This window comes from Acidobacteriota bacterium, from assembly GCA_040754075.1.
GTDB lineage: Bacteria > Acidobacteriota > Blastocatellia > UBA7656 > UBA7656 > JBFMDH01.
On the sequence record JBFMDH010000054.1, the window covers coordinates 1 to 20,202 of the forward strand.

Here is a 20,202-nt window from a genome sequence, read left to right on the forward strand (position 1 = left end):
TTCCACGCCTGCATATAGGTCTCCTGCACCAAATCCTCCGCCTCTTCCCGCTCCCCAACTATCCGGTACGCGCTCCGGTATAAATCTCCCATATACGGCAGCGCCTCCTGCTCAAAATTTTCGGTTGATACGTTCATCATTAAACTCCCCTTTTCTACTTGCGTTTAAAGTATTCCTTCTGCTGGTTTCGATTGATTATTTTTATTTTGACCACAGGGCGAACCGACAACTTTCAATTGTTCAAGCAGGAAAGGTGAACAGTTGATGAAGGTCACCTGTTTTTCCAGTAACTCTTGAAAGAGGGTGAGACCATTGCGGTCAATAAAATAGACTTCCGATAAATCCATCACCAGTTTGCAATTTCTGGCAAATATGGCGTCGCATGCATTTCGCACTTCTGTAATTAATCGCCCGACAATGCGACCTTCGAGTTTCAACGTCGTGGTGTCATTGGTGGCGTTGCATTCTGAAATCCTTAACATTTTCTTTTCTCCTCAAAATCTCTGACGCGGAGAGTAATGGCAACGGATGTGCCACAAGGTTCAGTGCCGCCTTGAAAATTTTATCTGTTGAAATACTGGGATTTATTTTTATTTGACGGTAAACCCACGAAAATTCGCGCCTACATAATTTCGTGGGGCACACTATATTTCGTGGGCAGGCGGTAGAGCATTCGTGGGCGAACAATAATTTTCGTGGGTAGTTTCAGGTTTAAATTTGTGGTTAGGCTTTTCCAGGGACAGCGCAAATTAAGGAATAAATTTTCCGTCAGCAGGGATGTATGCTCACAGCCACCCATTATGATTTGGCGGTGAAGTTATGCTTACGAATCGAATTGTCCAATCCATCACCCATAAAAGAAATCAACTATCCGACAAACCTTGTTTGCTTACGACCATCACCGGCATTGATGGCTCCGGCAAAACTTTTTTGAGTAAACAGGTTGTCGAAGAGTTACGACAACAGGGTTTGAATGCCATACTCTTACACCTGGATGAATGGCATAACCCGGCGCACATTCGCTTTAGTGAAAGCAATCCGGCAGAGAATTTTTATCGGCAGGGTTTGCGATTCGATGAACTATTTGAGTTGCTGGTTTTGCCTTTGAAACGACACCGCGCCCTTCACCTGGAAGTTGAATTGCTGCGGGTTCCCGAAGAAACCACTTACCAACACACCTATGATTTTGCCGATGTAGAGATAATTCTGCTGGAAGGTATTTTCATGTTGCAGAAAAAATTCCGCGAGCATTTCGATTGGTCGGTGTGGATTGACTGTTCATTTGAAACCGCGCTTGAAAGAGCACTGGAAAGAAATCAGGAACACTTATCCCAAGCCGACATCATTCGCGACTATCACCGGATTTATTTTCCGGCGCAACAAATTCATTTTGAACGAGACGCGCCACGCGCCTTTGCCGATGAGATTATCCCGAACGACCACCGGCTTATATCAGGCGATAATGCGCGGTAATTGAGGCTCTTTGCCATTTGGATTGCGCGTGTATTACAGATGGGGGCGTTTGATGCCGAGTTTTTTCATGCGACTGCGCAGCGTGTTGGGATGTAAATTTAACGTCTTTGCAGCACCGCGTTCGCCTTCGATAATCCAGAGTTTCTGTTCAAGCACCGTCAATATATGACGCCGTTCCAATTCTTCAAGCGAGGGCAAATTGCCTGAATGAGAAGCGCTATCCGTTACCCCTGCTGATGAGTGAGGCGCGTCGCTGGAAACCCGATGACCATTGGCAGGTTGCAGGTCAGCCGGTTTATAGGTTGCAGCAAAGTTCGGGGTTGTTGCCAAAGAATTTTTATCAATCACAAGGGTGTTGCCTGGCGCAATCACCACCGCGCGTTCGATGATGTTTTGCAACTCGCGAATATTTCCGGGCCAGGAATAATTCATCAACATATCCATCGTCTCTTGTGCAATGCTTTCGATGGGTTTGCCGAATTTTCTGGCGAACTTGGTGGCAAAAAACGATGCCAGTTGGGCAATGTCCAAACGGCGTTCCCGCAAAGCCGGCACCCGGATGGGAAAGACATTCAAGCGATAATACAAATCGGCGCGAAAACGACCGGCGCTTACTTCTTCTTCGAGATGACGATTGGTCGCCGCGATGATGCGCACATCTACACGAATGGTTTTGCTGCTGCCGACCGGTTCAAACTCGCCTTCCTGCAAGACGCGCAACAATTTGACCTGGGTTTCAAGTGGCAGTTCGCCGACTTCATCTAAAAACAAAGTGCCGCCGCTAGCGAGTTCAAAACGCCCTGTGCGTTTATCCACTGCACCGGTGAACGCACCTTTGGCGTGTCCGAAAAGTTCACTTTCAACCAATCCGGCAGAGATGGCGCCGCAGTTGACTTTCACCAACGGGCGATTTTTGCGCGCGCTTGAATTATGAATGGCGCGAGCGATGAGTTCTTTGCCGGTTCCGGTTTCGCCCAGAATCAACACCGTTGAATCGGTCGGCGCAACCCGCTCGACCTGTTGTAGGGTTTCAAGTATGGCGGGGCTGTTGCCGATTACTTCATCGAAGTTGTGTTCCTGGCGAATCTCTTCCTGGAGATAAATATTTTCCGCCTGAAGCCGCGCTTTCAGCGAAGCAATCTCTTCGTAAGCCCGCATATTGGCAATCGCCAGCGCCACCTGGTCGGCGATTTCCTGCAAAAACTCCGCATCCGTTTGTGAGTATTGATTCGGCGTGCGGCTGACGAAACCGATGCCGCCAAGCAGTTGTTCGCGATTGATAATCGGCACTCCACAAAATGAGCGGAAACCTTCGGCGAAAAGCGCCTCCGATTGCGGCGCGCGGCGTTCGATGGCAAAGTCCGGTTCAAGCAGCGGATGTTCGCGATCAAACGGCAATCGTCCGAATATCGCTTCACGCGCCAACCATTGTTCGGCAGCAAAATTTTGCATTGCGTGGGGACCAACGATTGCCAGTATGCGAAAAGCATCTTTGTCCGGGTTATAAGTCATAATGCCAATCTGGTCGGCGGGCGCGACCTGTCGCAAAACCTGAGAAACGGTTTTCAGAAGTTCTTCGCGCGTCAAACTGGTCACCATCGCATTGTTAATTTCCAAGAGGATGCGACGGCGTTCGGCAAGTTCGGTTTCGCGTCGGCTGAGCGCATTGATGTCTTCAAACGCCTGCATATTGGCAATCGCCAGCGCGATTTGATTGGCGACTTCTTGCAGAAATTCGCCGTCGGCTTGCGAATATTGATTCTTTTGAAATGAAGTGAGATTGATGGTGCCAATGCTTTTACCACGCGCCAGAAGCGGCGCAATGCAGGTTGACCGCACGCCTTCGCGTGCCAGATGGCGTTCCGATGGATAGTGTTGCTCGGTCATTAAATCGCGGCGAACGACTGGGCGTTGAGAAAGGAAAGCTTCGCCCGAAACACTATCCGATAGTTTCATCACCAATCCGGCAACGAAATAGTTCGAGCGAAAATCGCCTTCGAGAGCAAAAAAACGTAAGCCATCCAATTTCCGGTCATAAACGCTGAGCGCCGCCGCATCAAACGCCACGGCGCGCTTTAATGCGGCACAAATTGCCGGCAGTAAATCTTCGCGCTTGAGATTGCCAATGACAGCGTTGGTGATTTCTAAAAGCGTGCGATACCGCTTCGCCAAAGCGGACTCCAAATTCAATTCAATTGTTTCTCGCAGCACTTCCATTCGCTTGCCCTGTCGTGCGACAGATTGTCAGACTTAACTCGCACAACCAGAAAATCCCACCCGTAGACAAAACTATTCCCGGACGCTGGCAAACCTTGCCGTCGATAAAAATTTTCCCGATGCGGGAATCTTTTGCGCCGAGGTGGGCATTGTAGAGATGAGCGTCACGCCGTTAGTTGTGACGCTCCGCAAAGTTCGCTGAAAACCGAACGCCATCAACCATCAGCAACTCAAAACAGAGTTCAAGAATTATTGAAGGAGAAACACGCATGGCAAACGCAAATCATTATGACGTGATTATCATCGGCTCAGGCGCAGGCGGCGGTACGCTCACCTACGCCCTCGCCTCGACCGGCAAACGCATTTTACTTCTGGAACGCGGCGATTTCGTCGAGCGCGAAAAAGACAACTGGAATTCACGCGCCGTCAATGTCGAAGGGAAATATCAAACCAAAGAGAAATGGCGCGATAAGGATGGCAAAGAACTGCACCCGCATACCAATTATTATGTCGGCGGCAATACCAAATTTTATGGCGCGGCGCTCTTTCGGTTTCGTCGTGAAGATTTCGGCGAAATCCGTCATTACGGCGGCACCTCGCCCGCCTGGCCCATCACTTATGATGAGCTTGAACCCTATTACCTGAAAGCCGAACATCTCTATCACGTTCACGGCACGCGCGGCGAAGACCCGACCGAACCGTTTGCAAGCGGCGCGTATCCATACCCGGCGGTTAGTCACGAACCGCGCATTCAACAATTGAGCGATGATTTTGCGCGTCAGGGACTCAAACCTTTTCATGTGCCGCTAGGCATCAAGCTCAATGAACAAAATCCGCAAACCAGTCCCTGCATTCGTTGCAACACCTGTGACGGTTTCCCTTGCCTGGTCGGCGCAAAATCCGATGCCCACACCTGCGCCGTTGAACCGGCGCTGGCGCATCCAAACGTCACCTTACTGACGAACGCTTATGTCGAACGACTCGAAACCAACGACACCGGAACAGCGGTGACCAAAGTCATCGTCAAACGCAACGGCGAACGTGAAGCGTATACCGCGGATATTTTTGTTTCCGCGTGTGGCGCAATCAATTCCGCTGCGCTGCTGTTGCGTTCGGCAAATGACCGTCATCCACGAGGACTTGCCAACGGTTCAGATGTTGTCGGTCGTCATTACATGGGGCACATCAATTCGGTGTTGATGGCGATTTCCAAATGCCCGAACCCGACGATCTTTCAAAAGACCTTAGCGATTAACGATTTTTATCTCGGCTCAAAGGAATGGGACTACCCGATGGGACATATTTCGTTTGTCGGTAAACTCGATGGCGTGACCTTGCAGGCGGGTGCGCCGCCTCTGGTGCCGGGCTTCACGTTGGATTTAATGGCGAATCATTCGCTCGATTTCTGGTTGACTTCGGAAGATTTGCCCGACCCGGAAAATCGCGTCACCCTCGATAGCGAAGGCAACATCGTTTTGAAATACAAACCGAACAATGAAGAAGGTCACAAACGCCTGACCAAAAAATTAGAGTACCTGTTGCAACAACAGACCAAATGCACCATGCACGGTCACGAATGCCATGTCGGTCTTTTCGCAAGAAGCCTGTTCATCGGGCAACGCATACCGCTTGCCGGCGTCGCTCATCAAAACGGCACCATTCGTTTCGGGCACGACCCGAAAACCTCTGCGCTCGATGCCAATTGCAAAGCTCATGAACTCGATAACCTCTATGTCGTCGATGGCAGCTTCTTTCCGTCAAGCGCCGCGGTCAATCCGGCGCTCACAATCATGGCAAATGCCTTGCGAGTCGCCGATCATTTGCAAGCGCGTTTGGGATAAATCGCTGAGGTTATGTGAAGGTTCTGAGTTGGAGCGAGGGGTCTTAGACTCCTCGCTCAACATAGGTCTCAACTTTCGGAGAACACTACAATGATGACGCATAAAAATATAAAAAACGCTTTGCTGCTCCCGGTTTTATTCTGCCTGCTATTGATTTCTCCTTTTCAAACTTTCACTGTCGCGGCGCGCGATGCCTCTCGCGCAGGTGTGGCTGCGACAGTCAATTTTTCCGAAGGCGCAATCGTTCAAGCCGTCGATTCGGTCGGATTGACGGTTTCCGATATGGAGCAATCCATCGAATTTTTCAGCAAAGTTTTATTCTTTGAAAAGGTTTCTGATGTTGAAGTTTTCGGCAAAGCATACGAACATCTACAGGGCGTTTTCGGTTTGCATATGCGGGTTGTGCGTATGCGGCTTGGCGATGAGTTCATCGAACTCACGGAGTACCTCGCCCCGCAAGGTCGCCCTCTCCCGGTTGATTCGCGCAGCAATGACCGCTGGTTTCAACATATCGCGATTATCACAACCGATATGGAAAAAGCTTACGGTTGGCTCAGGCAAAATAAAGTTCGCCACGCCTCGACCGCGCCGCAACGCCTCCCCGATTGGAATAAAAATGCCGGTGGCATCAAAGCATTCTATTTCAAAGACCCGGATGGACACGCGCTGGAAATTCTCTCGTTTCCCGCAGACAAAGGCGCAGCCAAATGGCACAGCAAAAGCGACAAACTGTTTTTAGGTATCGACCACACGGCAATTGTTGTTCGCGATACCGACGAGAGTTTGAAATTTTATCGCGATACCCTGGGCTTTAAAGTTGCAGGTGAAAGCGAAAATTATGGCGATGAACAGGAGCGTTTGAATAATGTATTCGGCGCACATTTGCGCATCACTGCGCTACGCGCCGCCGGTGGCATCGGCATTGAGTTTTTAGAATACCTCGCGCCAGGCGATGGTCGCCCGACACCTGCGGATTTAAAAGCCAACGACCTGGCGCACTGGCAGACCAAACTGGTGACTTATAATGCCGAAGCCGCAGCCAAAGATTTACTCACCATGAAATCTTTTTTCGTTTCTTCCGGCGTAGTCAATTTCACGGAATCGGGTTTAGGATTTAAAAAAGGCTTGATGGTGCGCGACCCTGACGGTCACGCCATGCAATTAATCGAAAAATAATTTCGTCAACAAGAGATATAACGGTTTGCGGTTGATTTTAATGAACCACAATTAAAAGAGCGGTCTTTGACCGCAATGTGCAGAGGAACCAAACACCATGAAAAACGAATTAACTAAAGAAGAAAGACGTTTAGAACAATCTCGTGAACGCAAAGTCAATTGGCGACGCTGGGGTCCCTATCTTAGTGAACGCGCCTGGGGCACAGTGCGCGAAGACTACAGCAGCTATGGCACCGCCTGGGATTATTTCCCGCACACCCTGTCGCGCTCGAAAGCCTATCGCTGGAATGAAGACGGGCTTGGCGGCATCAGTGACCGCCGCCAGTTTATTTGTTTTGCGCTGGCGATGTGGAATGGCAAAGACCCGATTTTGAAAGAGCGCTTATTCGGCTTAACGGGTTCGCAAGGCAATCACGGCGAAGATGTCAAAGAATATTACTACTACCTCGATTCGACGCCGACCCATTCCTATATGAAGTATCTCTACAAATACACTCAGAATGAATACCCGTACCGGAATTTGATTGAAGAAAACGGGCGGCGCGACCGCGAACATTTTGAATATGAGTTGATTGATACGGGGGTGTTTAATGAAGACCGCTATTTCGATGTGTTTATCGAATATGCCAAAGCCTCGCCCGAAGATATATTGATTCGCATCACTGCGGTGAATCGCGGAGCGGAAACCGCGCGGTTGGATTTATTGCCGACCATCTGGTTTCGCAACACCTGGTCGTGGGGCGGCAGTCCCGAAAAACCCAATCTTAAACGCATCGGTGATGTTAAAAATGCCAACGCCATTGAACTCGCGCACAAATATTACGGGCATCGCTGGCTGTTTTGTCAGGGCACGCCGGAAATTTTATTCACCGAAAACGAGAGCAATCCGGCAAGAGTGTATAACCGACCGATGCCTGGGTTTTTCAAAGACGCTTTTCACGAATATGTCGTGCACAACAATCAAGCGGCGGTGAATCCCAAACGCGAAGGCACCAAAGCCGCCGCGCATTATCAACTCACGCTTGAACCCGGCGAATCGCGGGTCATCAAATTGCGCCTGACCAATCTCGAAATTCCGCCAACCAATGGCGACCCGTGCGGCAAGGATTTCGATGACCTCTTCGAGGCGCGTATTCGCGAAGCCAACGAATTTTATGCGACGGTGATTCCCGAAGCGCTTTCCGATGATGAGAAAAATATTTCCCGGCAGGCGCTTGGCGGTATGCTCTGGTCAAAACAGTTTTATTTTTATGATGTGCGCTCGTGGCTCAGTGGCGACCCCGGACAACCTGCACCGCCGCGCCAGCGACTTGAAGGACGCAACAGCGATTGGCGGCATCTTTACAACGACGATGTGGTTTCGATGCCGGATAAATGGGAATATCCGTGGTATGCCGCCTGGGATTTGGCTTTTCATTGCATCCCGCTGGCGATGGTTGACCCGGATTTTGCCAAAGACCAGCTCATCCTGCTTTTGCGCGAATGGTACATGCATCCGAACGGGCAACTGCCGGCTTATGAATGGGCGTTTGGCGATGTCAATCCACCGGTTCACGCCTGGGCAGCGTGGCGGGTTTATAAAATCGAACAGAAACGACGTGGCAAAGGTGATATTAAATTCCTTGAACGCATCTTTCACAAACTGCTGTTGAATTTCACCTGGTGGGTCAATCGCAAAGACGAAGAAGGCAACAATGTATTTGAAGGCGGTTTTCTTGGACTCGATAACATAGGGGTTTTCGACCGCAGCAAACCGCTGCCAACGGGCGGACATCTGGAACAAGCCGACGGCACCAGCTGGATGGGCATGTATTGTCTGAATATGCTGGCGATTGCTATGGAATTATCGCGCATTGATCCGGCTTATGAAGATGTAGCGAGCAAATTCTGGGAGCACTTTCTCTACATCGCGCATGCCATCAACAACATCGGCGAAGACCGGCAATCCATCTGGAATGAAGAGGACGGATTTTATTACGACCTTTTGCATTTTACCGATGGCGATGTCTTTCCACTCAAAATCCGTTCAATGGTCGGACTCATTCCGCTGTTTGCGGTTGAAACCCTGGAACCGGAAGTGCTGGAACGCTTGCACGGTTTCAAACGCCGCATGGAATGGTTCATCGATAATCGCAAAGATTTAATTGATAACGTCGCCTGTATGCGCACACAGGGACGTCACGAACGTCGCTTGCTTGCCATCGTCGATCAAGACCGTTTGCGCCGCGTACTCAAAATCATGCTCGATGAAAAAGAATTTCTATCGCCGCATGGCATACGCGCGCTGTCGCGTTTCCATCACGACCATCCCTATTCACTCTATGTCAACGGCGAAGAGTATCGTGTGGCATATGAACCAGCGGAATCTTCGACGGGACTATTCGGCGGCAATTCCAACTGGCGGGGTCCAATCTGGATGCCGGTGAATTATTTGATTATCGAATCCCTGCAACGCTTTCATCATTATCTGGGACCCAATTTCAAAGTCGAGTGTCCGACCGGTTCAGGCAATATGATGAACCTCTGGGAAGTCGCAGCCGAGATAGGCAATCGCTTGAATCAAATATTTTTGCGCGATAGCCAGGGCAAACGTCCGGTATTCGGTGGGCAGGAAAAATTCCAATCCGATCCGCATTGGAAAGATTACCTGTGGTTTTACGAATATTTTCACGGCGATAATGGCGCAGGCATTGGCGCAAGTCATCAGACCGGTTGGACGGGACTGGTTGCTAAATTGCTTCAACAAAGCGTCAACAAAACCGGTTTACGCGATACCACGGTTGATGACGCAGGCGAAGAGAAACAGTTGCGTTCGGAAAACCCCTTTCCCGAACTGGTCACGGTTTAGGAGTCAGTCAGTACCGTCTTTGTGAGCGGGCGGTACTGACTGGCATCACTTTTTCTGGCGTAAAGCTTTAATCGTCTCTTTTAATGCGGCGGCATTGGGCGGGTTGGGTTCGGCTTTCAAATAACTTTCCAGGGCGCGCGCCGCCGCTTCCGTGTTGCCGCGTTTTTGATGAATGCGCGCGCGTTGCAGATAAACCGTATGCAAATGCTTGCCGCTCAATTCCCAGGCTTTGTCCAACGCCTTTTCCGCCTGCTCAAGAAAATTTTTTGTTTCACTGGTATCTGCGCTTCGCAACGCCAGTTCGATGAACGCCACCCCATGATTAAAATGCGCGAGAATAAACCCGTCATTTAATTCCGTCGCTTTGGCAAAGCCATATTCCGCCAGGCGAAATTTTTGCTGCCGCGCCATAATCAAACCAAACATATAATAGACCCCGGCGATGTGGTCATTGATGAGTCGCGCGCGTTCCAATGCTTCAAGCGCGTCGTGGTCTTTGCCCTGACGATAGTATTCCCAGCCGAGGGCATAGAGCGCGTCAAAATAGTCGTTGAATTTCGTAATCGCATCCTGCAATAAAGCGATGCCCTCCGCCGATTTCCCTTCGCGAAGTTTGATAACCGCTTTTTCATACGAGGCGCGCGCCGCTTCGGGAACATTCTGCACGAAAGTGACACCCGGCGGCGCAAGAATAGTTTCAAGGCGCGGACGTAAAGTGATTTCAACGCTCATCACTTCACCGACATTTTCAGAACTCGCGCGTCCGCCAATCGCTACACTGGTCAGTTCGACGACCTGAGTTGTCGGAACATAACCGGCAAGCGTGACGACCACTTCATACTCACCGGCGCGAAGTCCTGTGAAGGCGAAATCGCCATCGGTTCGTGTCGTGGTTTGTCCGATGATGCCGCCCGATGCGCGACGGAGTTCAACCAGCGCATCATTGATGGTGTTGCCATTGGCAGCGCGAACTTTGCCGCGAATCATGCTGTTTTGCGCGGTGGAATGAACAGCGAGGAACAGTAATAGAGTGCAGGCGAAAAAAAATTGTTTGCCCATGTGCCCTGATACCCTCCTTCGCGTGGTGCGGCTCGGATTATAAATCACAACCGTCAAATTAGAAATTCATGGCTCTTATAAATCGCCTACACTTGCTCGCTCACGCAGGCGATAGTGATAAGGTTTGCGTCTTTGCTGCTACCCTTTTATCCACGCAGTGTCGTCAAATTTTACACCTCAAATAAGTCGCGCCGGTTGGAATAAAAAATCTGCTGATTGCAATTAAACAAGTAGTTCCTTGTCCGTTGTCGGTCGTGAGGGCAATCGCTTGCAGTCAGCAAACAAATCGCGCGACTGGCGACGGACACGGGAACTACATAACCATAAAAGGAAATGCAGTGAAAAAATTTTCTCTATTCATCATCGTTTTTTCGGTTGCCGCTTTTTTAATCGGCTGTCATTCGACGAGCAAAAATTCAAGCAGTGTTTCGGTTTCATCAACCCAACCCGCAGATGCAAGGAAATCTCCAAACGGGCTTGACCCCGTAAATAAAGTGGACGGCAATCTCGCATTGAAAGGTTATGACGTAGTGGCTTATTTCACCGAGGGCAAAGCGGTGGAAGGCGCTACGGAATTTACTTATGATTGGCAGGGCGCGCGCTGGCAATTCGTAAACGCTGCAAACCGCGAGGCATTTATGCAAGCGCCGGAAAAGTACGCGCCGCAATTTGGCGGCTATTGCGCCTGGGCAGTCGGTCACGGGTACACAGCCAATGGTGACCCGACCGCCTGGAAAATCGTGAACGGCAAGCTCTATTTGAATTACAATCAGAAAGTGAAAGAGAAATGGGAACAGGACGAAGCCAACCTCATCAAACAGGGCGATGAAAATTTCCCGGGCTTTCTGGAAAACAAACCCGAACATAAAGGGTGAAAGAAGTAAAAAGTAAAAAGTAGAAAAGTTGAGCGAGCGGTCTATGACTGCCGTGCAATGACTGGTAAGCAAACTTCCGTTGATGACGAGCTTTCGGAGTGGCTCAGCCACTCCGCACATCAAAGCGGCAAAGCCGTAACCCAATGATAACCAATCAAGGCTCGCCGCTATTGACCGCGCTTTGAATTGATTAGAAACCGCTGCTAACAAAAAGCGCAAAGTAAGGTTGATGTAATGAAAAAATAATATTCCCGTCGGCGCAGGCGCAGCCCTCGGAATCACTTTTGGATTTAAAAAAACAGATAAGGAGAAATAAATACTATGAAGGCAATTGCAGTTTTTCCGGGTAAACCCGATAGCGTGCATCTTGCGGATTTGCCGATGCCACGCCTGGATGAAATCGCGAACGGTCGCGGCGTGCTGGTGCGCGTTTTGCGCGTCGGCGTTGACGGCACCGATAAAGAAATCAATGCCGCTGAATACGGCGCGGCTCCCGATGGCTACAACTTTTTAACCATCGGTCACGAAAGTTTCGGACAGGTCGAAGCCGTTGGCGCAAAGGTTACAGAACTTCGTCCGGGCGATTATGTCGTTGCCACGGTGCGGCGTCCGGGCAAAAGCATCTATGACCTGATCGGCACCAACGATATGACCACTGATGATACTTACTATGAACGCGGCATTAATTTGCGTCACGGATATTTGACTGAATATTATGTTGATGATGCCGAATTCATTGTCAAAGTTCCGCAAGGATTAAAAGCGGTCGGCGTACTTCTGGAACCCATGACGGTGGTTGAAAAAGGCATTCATCAGGCGTATGAAATCCAACGCCGCTTGAAAGTGTGGCGACCACGTCGCGCGGCGGTGATGGGCGCGGGAACCATCGGTTTGCTCGCAACCCTGGTGCTCAGACTTCGCGGGCTTGAAGTCGTTACGTTTGCGCGCACCAAAAAGCCTTATGCGAATGCCGATTTGATTGAAGCGTTGGGCGCGAGTTATGTATCCACAACTGAAACGCCGGTTGTAGAATATGCCCGCAATCACGGACCATTTGATTTGATTTTTGAAGGCACAGGCAATTCCACAGTAGTCTTTGATTCAATGCAGGCGCTTGGCAAAAACGGCGTACTGGTGCTTTCAAGTGTGACCGGCGGCGATAAGATGATTGAAGTTCCGGCGGATAAAATCAATCTCGAATTCGTGCTCGGCAATAAAGTGATGGTCGGCACGGTCAACGCTAACCGTGAATATTTTGAAATGGGTGTCGGCGATATGTCACAAGCCGAACTCGAATATCCGGGCTGGCTCTCGCGCTTGCTCACGCATCCGGTCAAAGGTCTTGAGAATTATCAGCAACTATTCGATACGCTTACGAATGCCAAAGGCGCAATCAAAGTCTTTTGCGAAGTTGCACCACTATAATTGCGGATTGCGGATTGCGAAATGCGGATTGAAAGTGGAAGCTAACTTTGGATTAGAAAAATCGGCATGGTAATTTGAAAGTTGGAAAGCGCACCGTTGTTACAAAGTGAAATCTGATTGCGCCAAAATCCGCAATCCGCATTTCGCAATCCGCAATTGAAAGCGATTCGCAATCGAAAGCGATTCGCAATCGAAAGCGATTCGCAATCGAAAGGAGCAAGCAATGAAGCGTTACGATTTCATCGCCATCGGCGGCGGCAATGCGGGACTCACAGCAGCAGCAAAAATCAAAGCCGCAGGGTTCAAAGTCGCGTTGATTGATAAAGGCGCGATAGGCGGGCTTTGTTCGCTGAACGGTTGCAATCCGAAAAAAGTTTTCGTGCGCACCACCGAACTCCTTGACGAAATTCGCCACGCTCAGAAATACGGCATTGATGTTGAAACGCCACGTGTTGATTGGGCGCGGGTGATGGCACGCAAAGAGAGTTTCACCAATCCGGTTACCGAACAAAGCATCGCGTCGTTGAAATCGCAGGGCATTGATTTGATTTCCGGCGCGCCGCGCTTTACTTCAACCAACACGCTCACCATCAACGATGAGGAAATCGAATTCGGCGGGGTAATCATTTCAACCGGCTCGAAACCGCGCGCGCTGAATTTCACCGGCGCGGAGTTCGTGAAAACGACGAATGATATTCTCGCCATCAGCGAAGTGCCGAAAAATTTGGTTGTGGTCGGCGCGGGCGTCGTGGCTTATGAATTCGGACAGGTCTTTGCCAGGCTCGGCAGCAAGGTGACGATTCTCGCCAACAGCCGGGCGCTATCGAATGAAGACGCGGACATCGTCGATGCGATGGTTGATTTTTCCAAAAGCCTTAATGTCAAAACCATCAACCACGCCAAAGTAAAAATAATTCGTAAGAACGGCGCGGAATTGCTGGTCGAGTATGAAGCCGAAGGCACCGCTGAAACCCTGAGCGCCGATTTTATATTGAATGCGGCGGGTCGCGTTGCGGCAATTGATGAATTGGATTTAAGCAAAGCTGAAGTCGCCGTGGATAAACGCGGTATTGTGACCAATCAATTTTTACGCAGCGCCACCAACCCGAAAATTTTTGCCGGAGGTGATGCGCACGGCGTTTTACAGCTTTCGCCGGTTGCTTCTTACGAAGGTCGAGTGGTTGCCAAAAACTTTTTGGAAAATGATGCGGAGCCGGTGAACTTTGAAGGCATTCCCCGCGCGATTTATACAGTGCCGCAACTCGCTTCCGTCGGACTTACGGAAGCCGAAGCGCGCAAACGCAACCTCGACATTGCCGTGACAAACAGCGAGATGAGCGATTGGAAAGTTTACGCCATTATCGCCGGCGGGCAGGTCGCCAAAGCCAAAGTCATTACCGAAAATTCAACCGGTCGCATCCTTGGCGCACATCTTTTTGCGATGAACGCGGGCGACACGATTAACCTGTACGCGCTGGCGATTCGCTATGGATTGAAAGCCGATGATCTACGCAACATGATTTTTTCTTACCCGACGTTAGCCAGCGCGTTGCCCTTCACGATTTGATACGACACAAGCAAATATTTAACAGGGGCAGACAGGATAAACCGGATTCTGTTGTATCCTGAACATCCTGCGTACCCTTGTGCATTCGTTTTAATTTTTGATGACGGAATAACAGGAGACACAACGATGATCCGATTCGACCAACAGATTTGTACCAATTTTGAAAAAGCTTCGCAAAAAGAGTGGCTTGAAACCAACGGGCTTGGCGGGTTCGCTTCGTCAACGATTACCGGAATGAATACGCGCCGCTATCACGGCTTGCTTACGGCAGCCACTAAACCGCCGGTTGGTCGAATCGCCTGCCTTGCGAAACTCGAAGAGACCGTGGTGATTGACGGGCGACGTTATGAACTTTCGGTCAATCAATATCCCGGTGCGATTCATCCGCGCGGCGACCAGTATCTAAAAGAATTTCGCCTCGACCCGTTTCCGGTTTTTATTTATGAACTGAATGGCATGCAAATTATTAAATCGGTGTTTATGATTGCTGGCGAAAACACCACGGTCATTCAATATGAACTCAGAGAGTCCGTGAATGCCACACAATGCCAATTGACGCCGAGCGATTGCCGGTTGGAGATTCGCCCGCTGCTGGCGTTCCGCGATTATCACGCAACCATGCGCGAAACCAATTCCATCAATGCGAATTTTGCTGCGCAGGAAAATTTGGTAAGCATCATGCCTTTTGCGGGAATGCCGACACTTTATTTGGCGCACGACGCCCAAAGCATTCAGGCGAGCGGTTACTGGTATCGCAATTTTGAATACTCGGAAGAACGCCAACGCGGGCTTGATTTCACCGAAGATTTATTTCAACCGTTTGTCCTGCAATTTGATTTAAGCAAAGATGCCAATGCCAACATGATCGCTTCAACCGCCGCCCATGACATTAAGCAGGTCGGCGAACTTCGCCAAACCGAAATCACTCGTCGCCAGCGCCTCGCGGCGATGTCGCCGGTCGATGATGAGCTAATCCGCAGGCTTACGGTTGCCGCCGATCAATTCATCGTGGCGCGTGGCGAGCAAAAAACCGTGATTGCCGGTTATCACTGGTTCAGCGATTGGGGACGCGACACCATGATTGCGCTGCCGGGTTTGATGTATGCGACCTGCCCGACCGAAGTGGGCAGAAGCATTCTGCTGGAATTTGCCAAACATACCAGTCAGGGGATGCTGCCGAATCGTTTTCCCGATGCCGGCGAAGAACCCGAATACAACACCATCGATGCGACGCTCTGGTTTTTTGAAGCGATTCGCTCACTTGCCGAACGCACCGAAGATTTTGAATTCGTGCGCACGCATTTATACGACACGCTGATTGACATTATTGACTGGCACCTCAAAGGCACACGCTACGGCATTAAAGTTGACGAAGACGGATTGCTTCGTGGCGGTGAAGCAGGCGTGCAACTGACGTGGATGGATGCGAAAGTTGGCGGGTTTGTGGTCACGCCGCGCATCGGCAAACCGGTTGAGATTCAAGCCCTGTGGTACAACGCGCTTCGCATTATGGAAAATTTTGCGCGACGTTTTAATGATGAGGTTCGTGAAAAACTGTATCGCGTTATCGCTGACCGCGCCCGGCAAAGTTTCAATGAAAAATTCTGGGACGAAGAAACCGGTTATCTCTATGATGTCATCGGTGACGATTTCAAAGACGCTTCGCTTCGTCCCAATCAAATTCTCGCCGTCAGTTTGCCGCATACGATGCTTGCGAGCGACCGCGCTTTGCGAGTTGTCGAAGTCATCGAACGCGAATTGCTCACCCCGTTTGGGCTGAGAAGCCTCAATCAAAACAATATGCAATATCGTCCGATTTATACGGGCGATTCTTACGGACGTGACACCGCTTATCATCAAGGCACAGTCTGGGCGTGGTTGATGGGGGCATTCATCACGGCTTATGTGAAAGTGCATGAGCGAAGCGCGGCAAGCGTGAACGCAGCGAAACGCTTGCTCGCGGGATTTCGCGAACATTTGAATGAAGCGGGACTCGGACAGGTTTCGGAAATTTTCGATGCTGATGCGCCGCATCGTCCACGCGGTTGCATTGCGCAAGCCTGGAGTGTTGCCGAACTGCTGCGCGCCGCCTGCGAAGATGTTTATCAAATCAGTTCGGTTGATAACCAGGTGAAAAGCGCAAAGAAATAATTGGTTTAATCTATTACAGTGGAACCTAAATTTCTTGAGGTTCAGAGTTACGCATTTATGCGTGAATCGCTTTTTTCTCACGCCTGAAGGCGTAACTCTGAACGCTGAAAAATATCAACTTACTTAGGTTCCAATGTACTATGGTTAGTGACTAATGAGATTGATTTACGGATGGTGGAGCTATTTATTGCGGCTGTGCCGCAAATATCAAATACCCGCTTTACACCCTATTTTTTCAGAAACCGTTCGACACCGCGTTTGCAATCTTCGGTCATGCGGGTGATGGCATTGAGTTGCACGCCCGCTTCGATAGCGGTTTCAAAGGTCATGGCGTCCATGTGATAGAGCAGATTTTTTGACAGGCTCACCGCCGAAGCGGATTTTGTCGTAAACGTAGTGAGATACTCTTCAACCCTGGCATCGAATTCATCATCGGCAAAGACGCGATTGATGATGCCGTAATCGCAAGCGGTTCGGGCTGAAATGATTTCGCCTCTGGTGATGAGTTCAAAGGCGCGTTTTTCCGAAACCGACCGTTTGAGAATTGCCATCACCATCGCCGGGATAAATCCGATGTTGACTTCCGGGTAGCCAAATTGCGCCGATTCATTTGCCAAGACAATATCGCAAGCCGTGGCAATACCGCAGCCACCGGCGAGCGCCCGTCCGCGAACGCTTGCGACAATCGGACGCGGATGACGGCGCATGGCAATAAATAATTCCGCGAGGTTGCGCGCGTCTTCGACATTTTCCATCACCGTTGCTTCGCTGATTTTTTGTAGTGCGGCAAGGTCAGCGCCGGAACAGAAATCTTTGCCCGCGCCGCTTATAACCACGACGCGCACCGCCTCGTCATTTGCGGCTTCCGTAAGCGCGGCTTTAATTTCATTGACGATTTCGCTATCGAGCGCATTGCGTTTATCAGGACGGTTGAGGGTTATACGCGCGATGTGATTTTCGACTGCGTAAAGAATTTTTTGATAATCAGCCATAGGGTTTACCCGATGCGCAGATTAACAAACTTCTAATCCGCGCATCAAGCAAACGCGCTGTTATTTTCTGGCTTCATCCGCAAAGCATTCTGTAGGGTTTCCACCTACAGGCTGCCCTTCGTAAATGACAAATGAATCATCAGAGAACAAAGAATAGCAACTTCCTGCTTGGGGTTGCAGAGAAACCTTGAAATGCTTACCGCCTTCGGAAACAAGCAGCGAAAGTTTGTAATTTTTCACTGTTGCTGAATCGCTGTTGGTCAAGACGATTCCATATTGACTTTTAAGTTTGGCAAGATTTTGGAGCAAAGTTTCTAACGAGACATAACGCTGTTGCGACGTATTCGCCGTAGCTTCAGCGGTATTGATGGTGCGAATCAAACCAAGCGCTTCTGTTCTGGACAGCTTATCCGGCGCGGTTGGCGCGGTTTGCTGTTGGGAAAATGTGAACCCGCTCACTAAAAACACAACCAAAAGTAATAGAAAAAGTTTACCTCTCATACTGACCTCCGTGATTGATAATCAATTAGAATTAGTAAACTTTTCCTTACGGTTTATTGCAATAGTTTTTATTTTCGACTCAATTCACCTACACATAGCTCTCATAACCGGGGTCGAACATCAACGACTTCACATAGGCGAGCAAATCATCTGGACGCGGCTGGCGCGCAAGACCACGCTCATAAGCGACCTCTGCGACCGCGACGGCGATCTGTGCCGACACTTCGCGGATTTTTTCAAGCGGCGGATAGATGCGTCCAAGTGTGAGGTCATCTTCCGTCACACGCGCCGCCAGGGCTTTTGCCGCAACGAAAAACATTTCATCGGTGACGTGTTTAGCCTCCGCAGCAATCACCCCGAGTCCTACGCCCGGAAAGATGTAAGCATTGTTGCCCTGACCGGGAATGAATTTTTTTCCATTGTATTCAACCGCATCGAACGGGCTGCCGCTGGCAAATACGGCGCGTCCGTTTGTCCACTCATAAGCTTGCTCTGCGGTGCATTCGGATTTTGAAGTCGGATTGGAAAGCGCAAAAATCAAAGGTCGTTCATTGATGCGCGCCATCTCTTCGAGCACCTCTCGTGTAAAGGTCGCAGGGGTTCCCGATACGCCGATGATTGCCGTAGGCTTCAACAATTTCACAGCATTTAGAAAATCATTGGTGAATTCAAATTCGTGCGCAAAAGGTTTTTTGTGCGCGACCAAATCCTGGCGACTGTTTACCACCAATCCTTTTGAATCGAAAAACCAGCAGTGCGCGCGCGCTTCGGCTTCTGTCATGCCTTCATCTTTCATCGCTGCGACAATCAAATCGCCGATGCCGATTCCGGCTTCACCTGCGCCTAAGAATAAAAACCGCTGGTCACACAGTTTCCCACGGCTGATGCGAAGCGCCGAATAGATGCCTGCGAGCGTGACGCTTGCCGTGCCTTGAATATCATCATCGAAAACCGCGTAACGTCGGCGATATTTATCAAGCAATCGAAAAGCATTGCGGTTGGCAAAATCTTCGAGTTGGATGACGACATTGGGAAAGGTTTCCATCGCCGCAATGAAAAACTCTTCGATGAAGTCGTCGTAATCCGCGCCGCGTACCCGATGTCGCGGAAGTCCGATGTAAAGCGAATCGTCCAAAAGGGTTTGGTTTTCGGTGCCGACATCAAGGGTTATCGGCAAACAGGCGGTCGGCGATATGCCAGCGCACGCCGTATAGAGCGCGAGCTTGCCAATCGGAATTCCCATACCGGCGGCTCCCAAATCACCAAGCCCAAGGATGCGTTCGCCATCCGTGACCACAATGATTTTCACATCGTGGTGGGGCCAGTTTTGCAATACCTCTTTGATACGCCCGCGGTCTTTATAAGAGATGAACATGCCGCGCGGTCTGCGAAAGATATGCCCGTAAAGTTGACAAGCCTGCCCGACGGTTGGCGTGTAAATGATGGGCATCATCTCTTCGAGATTATCCATCACCACGCGATAAAACAGGGTTTCGTTTCTATCCTGTAGCGAAACCAGAAAAATATATTTTTCAAGGGCATTGGCTTTGCGCGAGAGATTTTCCATCACCCGCATCACCTGCAAGGCTTGCGTGTGAACGCGAGGCGGCAACAAGCCTCGCAGTCCCAACTGGTCGCGCTCTTCGTCGGTAAAGGCGGTGCCTTTGTTGCGCACCGGGTCGTGCAAAAGCTCTACGCCTTTTGCGGTTTTTTTTAAGGTGAGGTGGCGGGCATCTTCACGTTTGGTTGATGACATAAACGACTCCTTCTTGCCGGGTGATTGCGGCAAAACGCTCAAAATTTGGCGAGGTTACTCAGCAACAGGCGTATTCGCTTCTGCGAATTTGCGAAATATTCCGCTTCTGCCGCCTTGCCGGATTCAAATGTTATTACAAGGCATTTCCTGTTCCACTTGATGAAGCGGGGGTGAAGGGAAGAAGGGGAGAAGGGGAGAAAGGGAGAAAGGGAGAAGGGGAGCACCCCGACTCTCAATAATTTCGTTGAAACAGTGGGCATTAGAGCGGTTTGCGATTGAGTTTACTCAGCCTCTGTTGAGGAAGCGGTCTTTGACCGCGTA

The 20,202-nt window shown here is 50.1% G+C and carries 16 protein-coding genes; 8 read left to right on the forward strand and 8 right to left on the reverse strand.

What is annotated here, in order from left to right:
- A partial coding sequence (locus AB1757_30520; protein MEW6131402.1) for a sigma factor occupies nt 1–140 on the reverse strand: 140 nt, incomplete at its 3' end.
- 24 nt (nt 141–164) lie between these two features.
- Entirely contained in the window at nt 165–482 is a 318-nt protein-coding gene (locus AB1757_30525; GenBank protein ID MEW6131403.1) for a hypothetical protein, read from the reverse strand.
- A 337-nt stretch (nt 483–819) separates the two neighbouring features.
- On the opposite strand from AB1757_30525, the gene AB1757_30530 reads away from it, so the two are divergent.
- Entirely contained in the window at nt 820–1,473 is a 654-nt protein-coding gene (locus AB1757_30530) for a uridine kinase (GenBank protein ID MEW6131404.1), read from the forward strand.
- A gap of 33 nt (nt 1,474–1,506) precedes the next feature.
- Here AB1757_30530 and AB1757_30535 read toward each other — a convergent pair whose 3' ends face one another.
- The gene (locus AB1757_30535; GenBank protein MEW6131405.1) at nt 1,507–3,645 is read right to left on the reverse strand and encodes a sigma 54-interacting transcriptional regulator; all 2,139 of its coding nucleotides are present in this window, start codon (nt 3,643–3,645) and stop codon (nt 1,507–1,509) included.
- A 117-nt stretch (nt 3,646–3,762) separates the two neighbouring features.
- A complete protein-coding gene (locus tag AB1757_30540) occupies nt 3,763–3,906 on the reverse strand; it encodes a hypothetical protein (protein ID MEW6131406.1) in 144 nt (47 codons plus the stop codon).
- Nucleotides 3,907–3,959: 53 nt separating this feature from the next.
- Between AB1757_30540 and AB1757_30545 the strand changes: the two genes are divergently transcribed.
- From AB1757_30545 to AB1757_30555, 3 genes are all read left to right on the forward strand, one after another.
- Nucleotides 3,960–5,531, forward strand: a complete 1,572-nt coding sequence (locus tag AB1757_30545; GenBank protein MEW6131407.1) for a GMC family oxidoreductase — start codon at nt 3,960–3,962, stop codon at nt 5,529–5,531.
- A gap of 90 nt (nt 5,532–5,621) precedes the next feature.
- On the forward strand, nt 5,622–6,707 hold the full coding sequence (locus AB1757_30550) for a VOC family protein (protein MEW6131408.1): 1,086 nt from the start codon (nt 5,622–5,624) through the stop codon (nt 6,705–6,707).
- 97 nt (nt 6,708–6,804) lie between these two features.
- Nucleotides 6,805–9,555, forward strand: a complete 2,751-nt coding sequence (locus AB1757_30555; GenBank protein ID MEW6131409.1) for a glucosidase — start codon at nt 6,805–6,807, stop codon at nt 9,553–9,555.
- 45 nt (nt 9,556–9,600) lie between these two features.
- Here the strand turns inward: AB1757_30555 and AB1757_30560 are convergent, their stop codons facing one another.
- A complete protein-coding gene (locus AB1757_30560; GenBank protein MEW6131410.1) occupies nt 9,601–10,614 on the reverse strand; it encodes a carboxypeptidase regulatory-like domain-containing protein in 1,014 nt (337 codons plus the stop codon).
- Between the two features lie 338 nt (nt 10,615–10,952).
- On the opposite strand from AB1757_30560, the gene AB1757_30565 reads away from it, so the two are divergent.
- The 4 genes from AB1757_30565 (at nt 10,953) to AB1757_30580 (ending at nt 16,632) form a co-directional block, all read left to right on the forward strand.
- Entirely contained in the window at nt 10,953–11,489 is a 537-nt protein-coding gene (locus AB1757_30565; GenBank protein MEW6131411.1) for a YHS domain-containing (seleno)protein, read from the forward strand.
- A gap of 321 nt (nt 11,490–11,810) precedes the next feature.
- The gene (locus AB1757_30570; GenBank protein MEW6131412.1) at nt 11,811–12,914 is read left to right on the forward strand and encodes a glucose 1-dehydrogenase; all 1,104 of its coding nucleotides are present in this window, start codon (nt 11,811–11,813) and stop codon (nt 12,912–12,914) included.
- A 223-nt stretch (nt 12,915–13,137) separates the two neighbouring features.
- Nucleotides 13,138–14,481: an NAD(P)/FAD-dependent oxidoreductase gene (locus tag AB1757_30575; GenBank protein ID MEW6131413.1), complete on the forward strand. Its 1,344-nt coding sequence runs from the start codon at nt 13,138–13,140 to the stop codon at nt 14,479–14,481.
- Between the two features lie 126 nt (nt 14,482–14,607).
- Nucleotides 14,608–16,632, forward strand: a complete 2,025-nt coding sequence (locus AB1757_30580; protein MEW6131414.1) for an amylo-alpha-1,6-glucosidase — start codon at nt 14,608–14,610, stop codon at nt 16,630–16,632.
- A 227-nt stretch (nt 16,633–16,859) separates the two neighbouring features.
- Here the strand turns inward: AB1757_30580 and AB1757_30585 are convergent, their stop codons facing one another.
- From AB1757_30585 to AB1757_30595, 3 genes are all read right to left on the reverse strand, one after another.
- Entirely contained in the window at nt 16,860–17,624 is a 765-nt protein-coding gene (locus AB1757_30585) for an enoyl-CoA hydratase-related protein (protein MEW6131415.1), read from the reverse strand.
- A 60-nt stretch (nt 17,625–17,684) separates the two neighbouring features.
- Nucleotides 17,685–18,125 carry a hypothetical protein gene (locus AB1757_30590; GenBank protein MEW6131416.1) on the reverse strand — a complete coding sequence of 147 codons (441 nt, stop codon included), beginning with the start codon at nt 18,123–18,125 and terminating at the stop codon, nt 17,685–17,687.
- 88 nt (nt 18,126–18,213) lie between these two features.
- The gene (locus AB1757_30595; protein ID MEW6131417.1) at nt 18,214–19,881 is read right to left on the reverse strand and encodes an NAD-dependent malic enzyme; all 1,668 of its coding nucleotides are present in this window, start codon (nt 19,879–19,881) and stop codon (nt 18,214–18,216) included.
- Between the last annotated feature and the right edge of the window lie 321 nt (nt 19,882–20,202).

Excerpts from the sequence above, each read along its gene's own strand:
- AB1757_30560 (MEW6131410.1), bottom strand. The coding sequence starts at position 10,614 with ATGGGCAAACAATTTTTTTTCGCCTGCACTCTATTACTGTTCCTCGCT.
- AB1757_30580 (MEW6131414.1), top strand. The coding sequence starts at position 14,608 with ATGATCCGATTCGACCAACAGATTTGTACCAATTTTGAAAAAGCTTCG.
- AB1757_30575 (MEW6131413.1), top strand. The coding sequence starts at position 13,138 with ATGAAGCGTTACGATTTCATCGCCATCGGCGGCGGCAATGCGGGACTC.
- AB1757_30590 (MEW6131416.1), bottom strand. The coding sequence starts at position 18,125 with ATGAGAGGTAAACTTTTTCTATTACTTTTGGTTGTGTTTTTAGTGAGC.
- AB1757_30585 (MEW6131415.1), bottom strand. The coding sequence starts at position 17,624 with ATGGCTGATTATCAAAAAATTCTTTACGCAGTCGAAAATCACATCGCG.
- AB1757_30570 (MEW6131412.1), top strand. The coding sequence starts at position 11,811 with ATGAAGGCAATTGCAGTTTTTCCGGGTAAACCCGATAGCGTGCATCTT.
- AB1757_30545 (MEW6131407.1), top strand. The coding sequence starts at position 3,960 with ATGGCAAACGCAAATCATTATGACGTGATTATCATCGGCTCAGGCGCA.
- AB1757_30540 (MEW6131406.1), bottom strand. The coding sequence starts at position 3,906 with ATGGCGTTCGGTTTTCAGCGAACTTTGCGGAGCGTCACAACTAACGGC.
- AB1757_30525 (MEW6131403.1), bottom strand. The coding sequence starts at position 482 with ATGTTAAGGATTTCAGAATGCAACGCCACCAATGACACCACGACGTTG.
- AB1757_30550 (MEW6131408.1), top strand. The coding sequence starts at position 5,622 with ATGATGACGCATAAAAATATAAAAAACGCTTTGCTGCTCCCGGTTTTA.
- AB1757_30530 (MEW6131404.1), top strand. The coding sequence starts at position 820 with ATGCTTACGAATCGAATTGTCCAATCCATCACCCATAAAAGAAATCAA.
- AB1757_30595 (MEW6131417.1), bottom strand. The coding sequence starts at position 19,881 with ATGTCATCAACCAAACGTGAAGATGCCCGCCACCTCACCTTAAAAAAA.
- AB1757_30555 (MEW6131409.1), top strand. The coding sequence starts at position 6,805 with ATGAAAAACGAATTAACTAAAGAAGAAAGACGTTTAGAACAATCTCGT.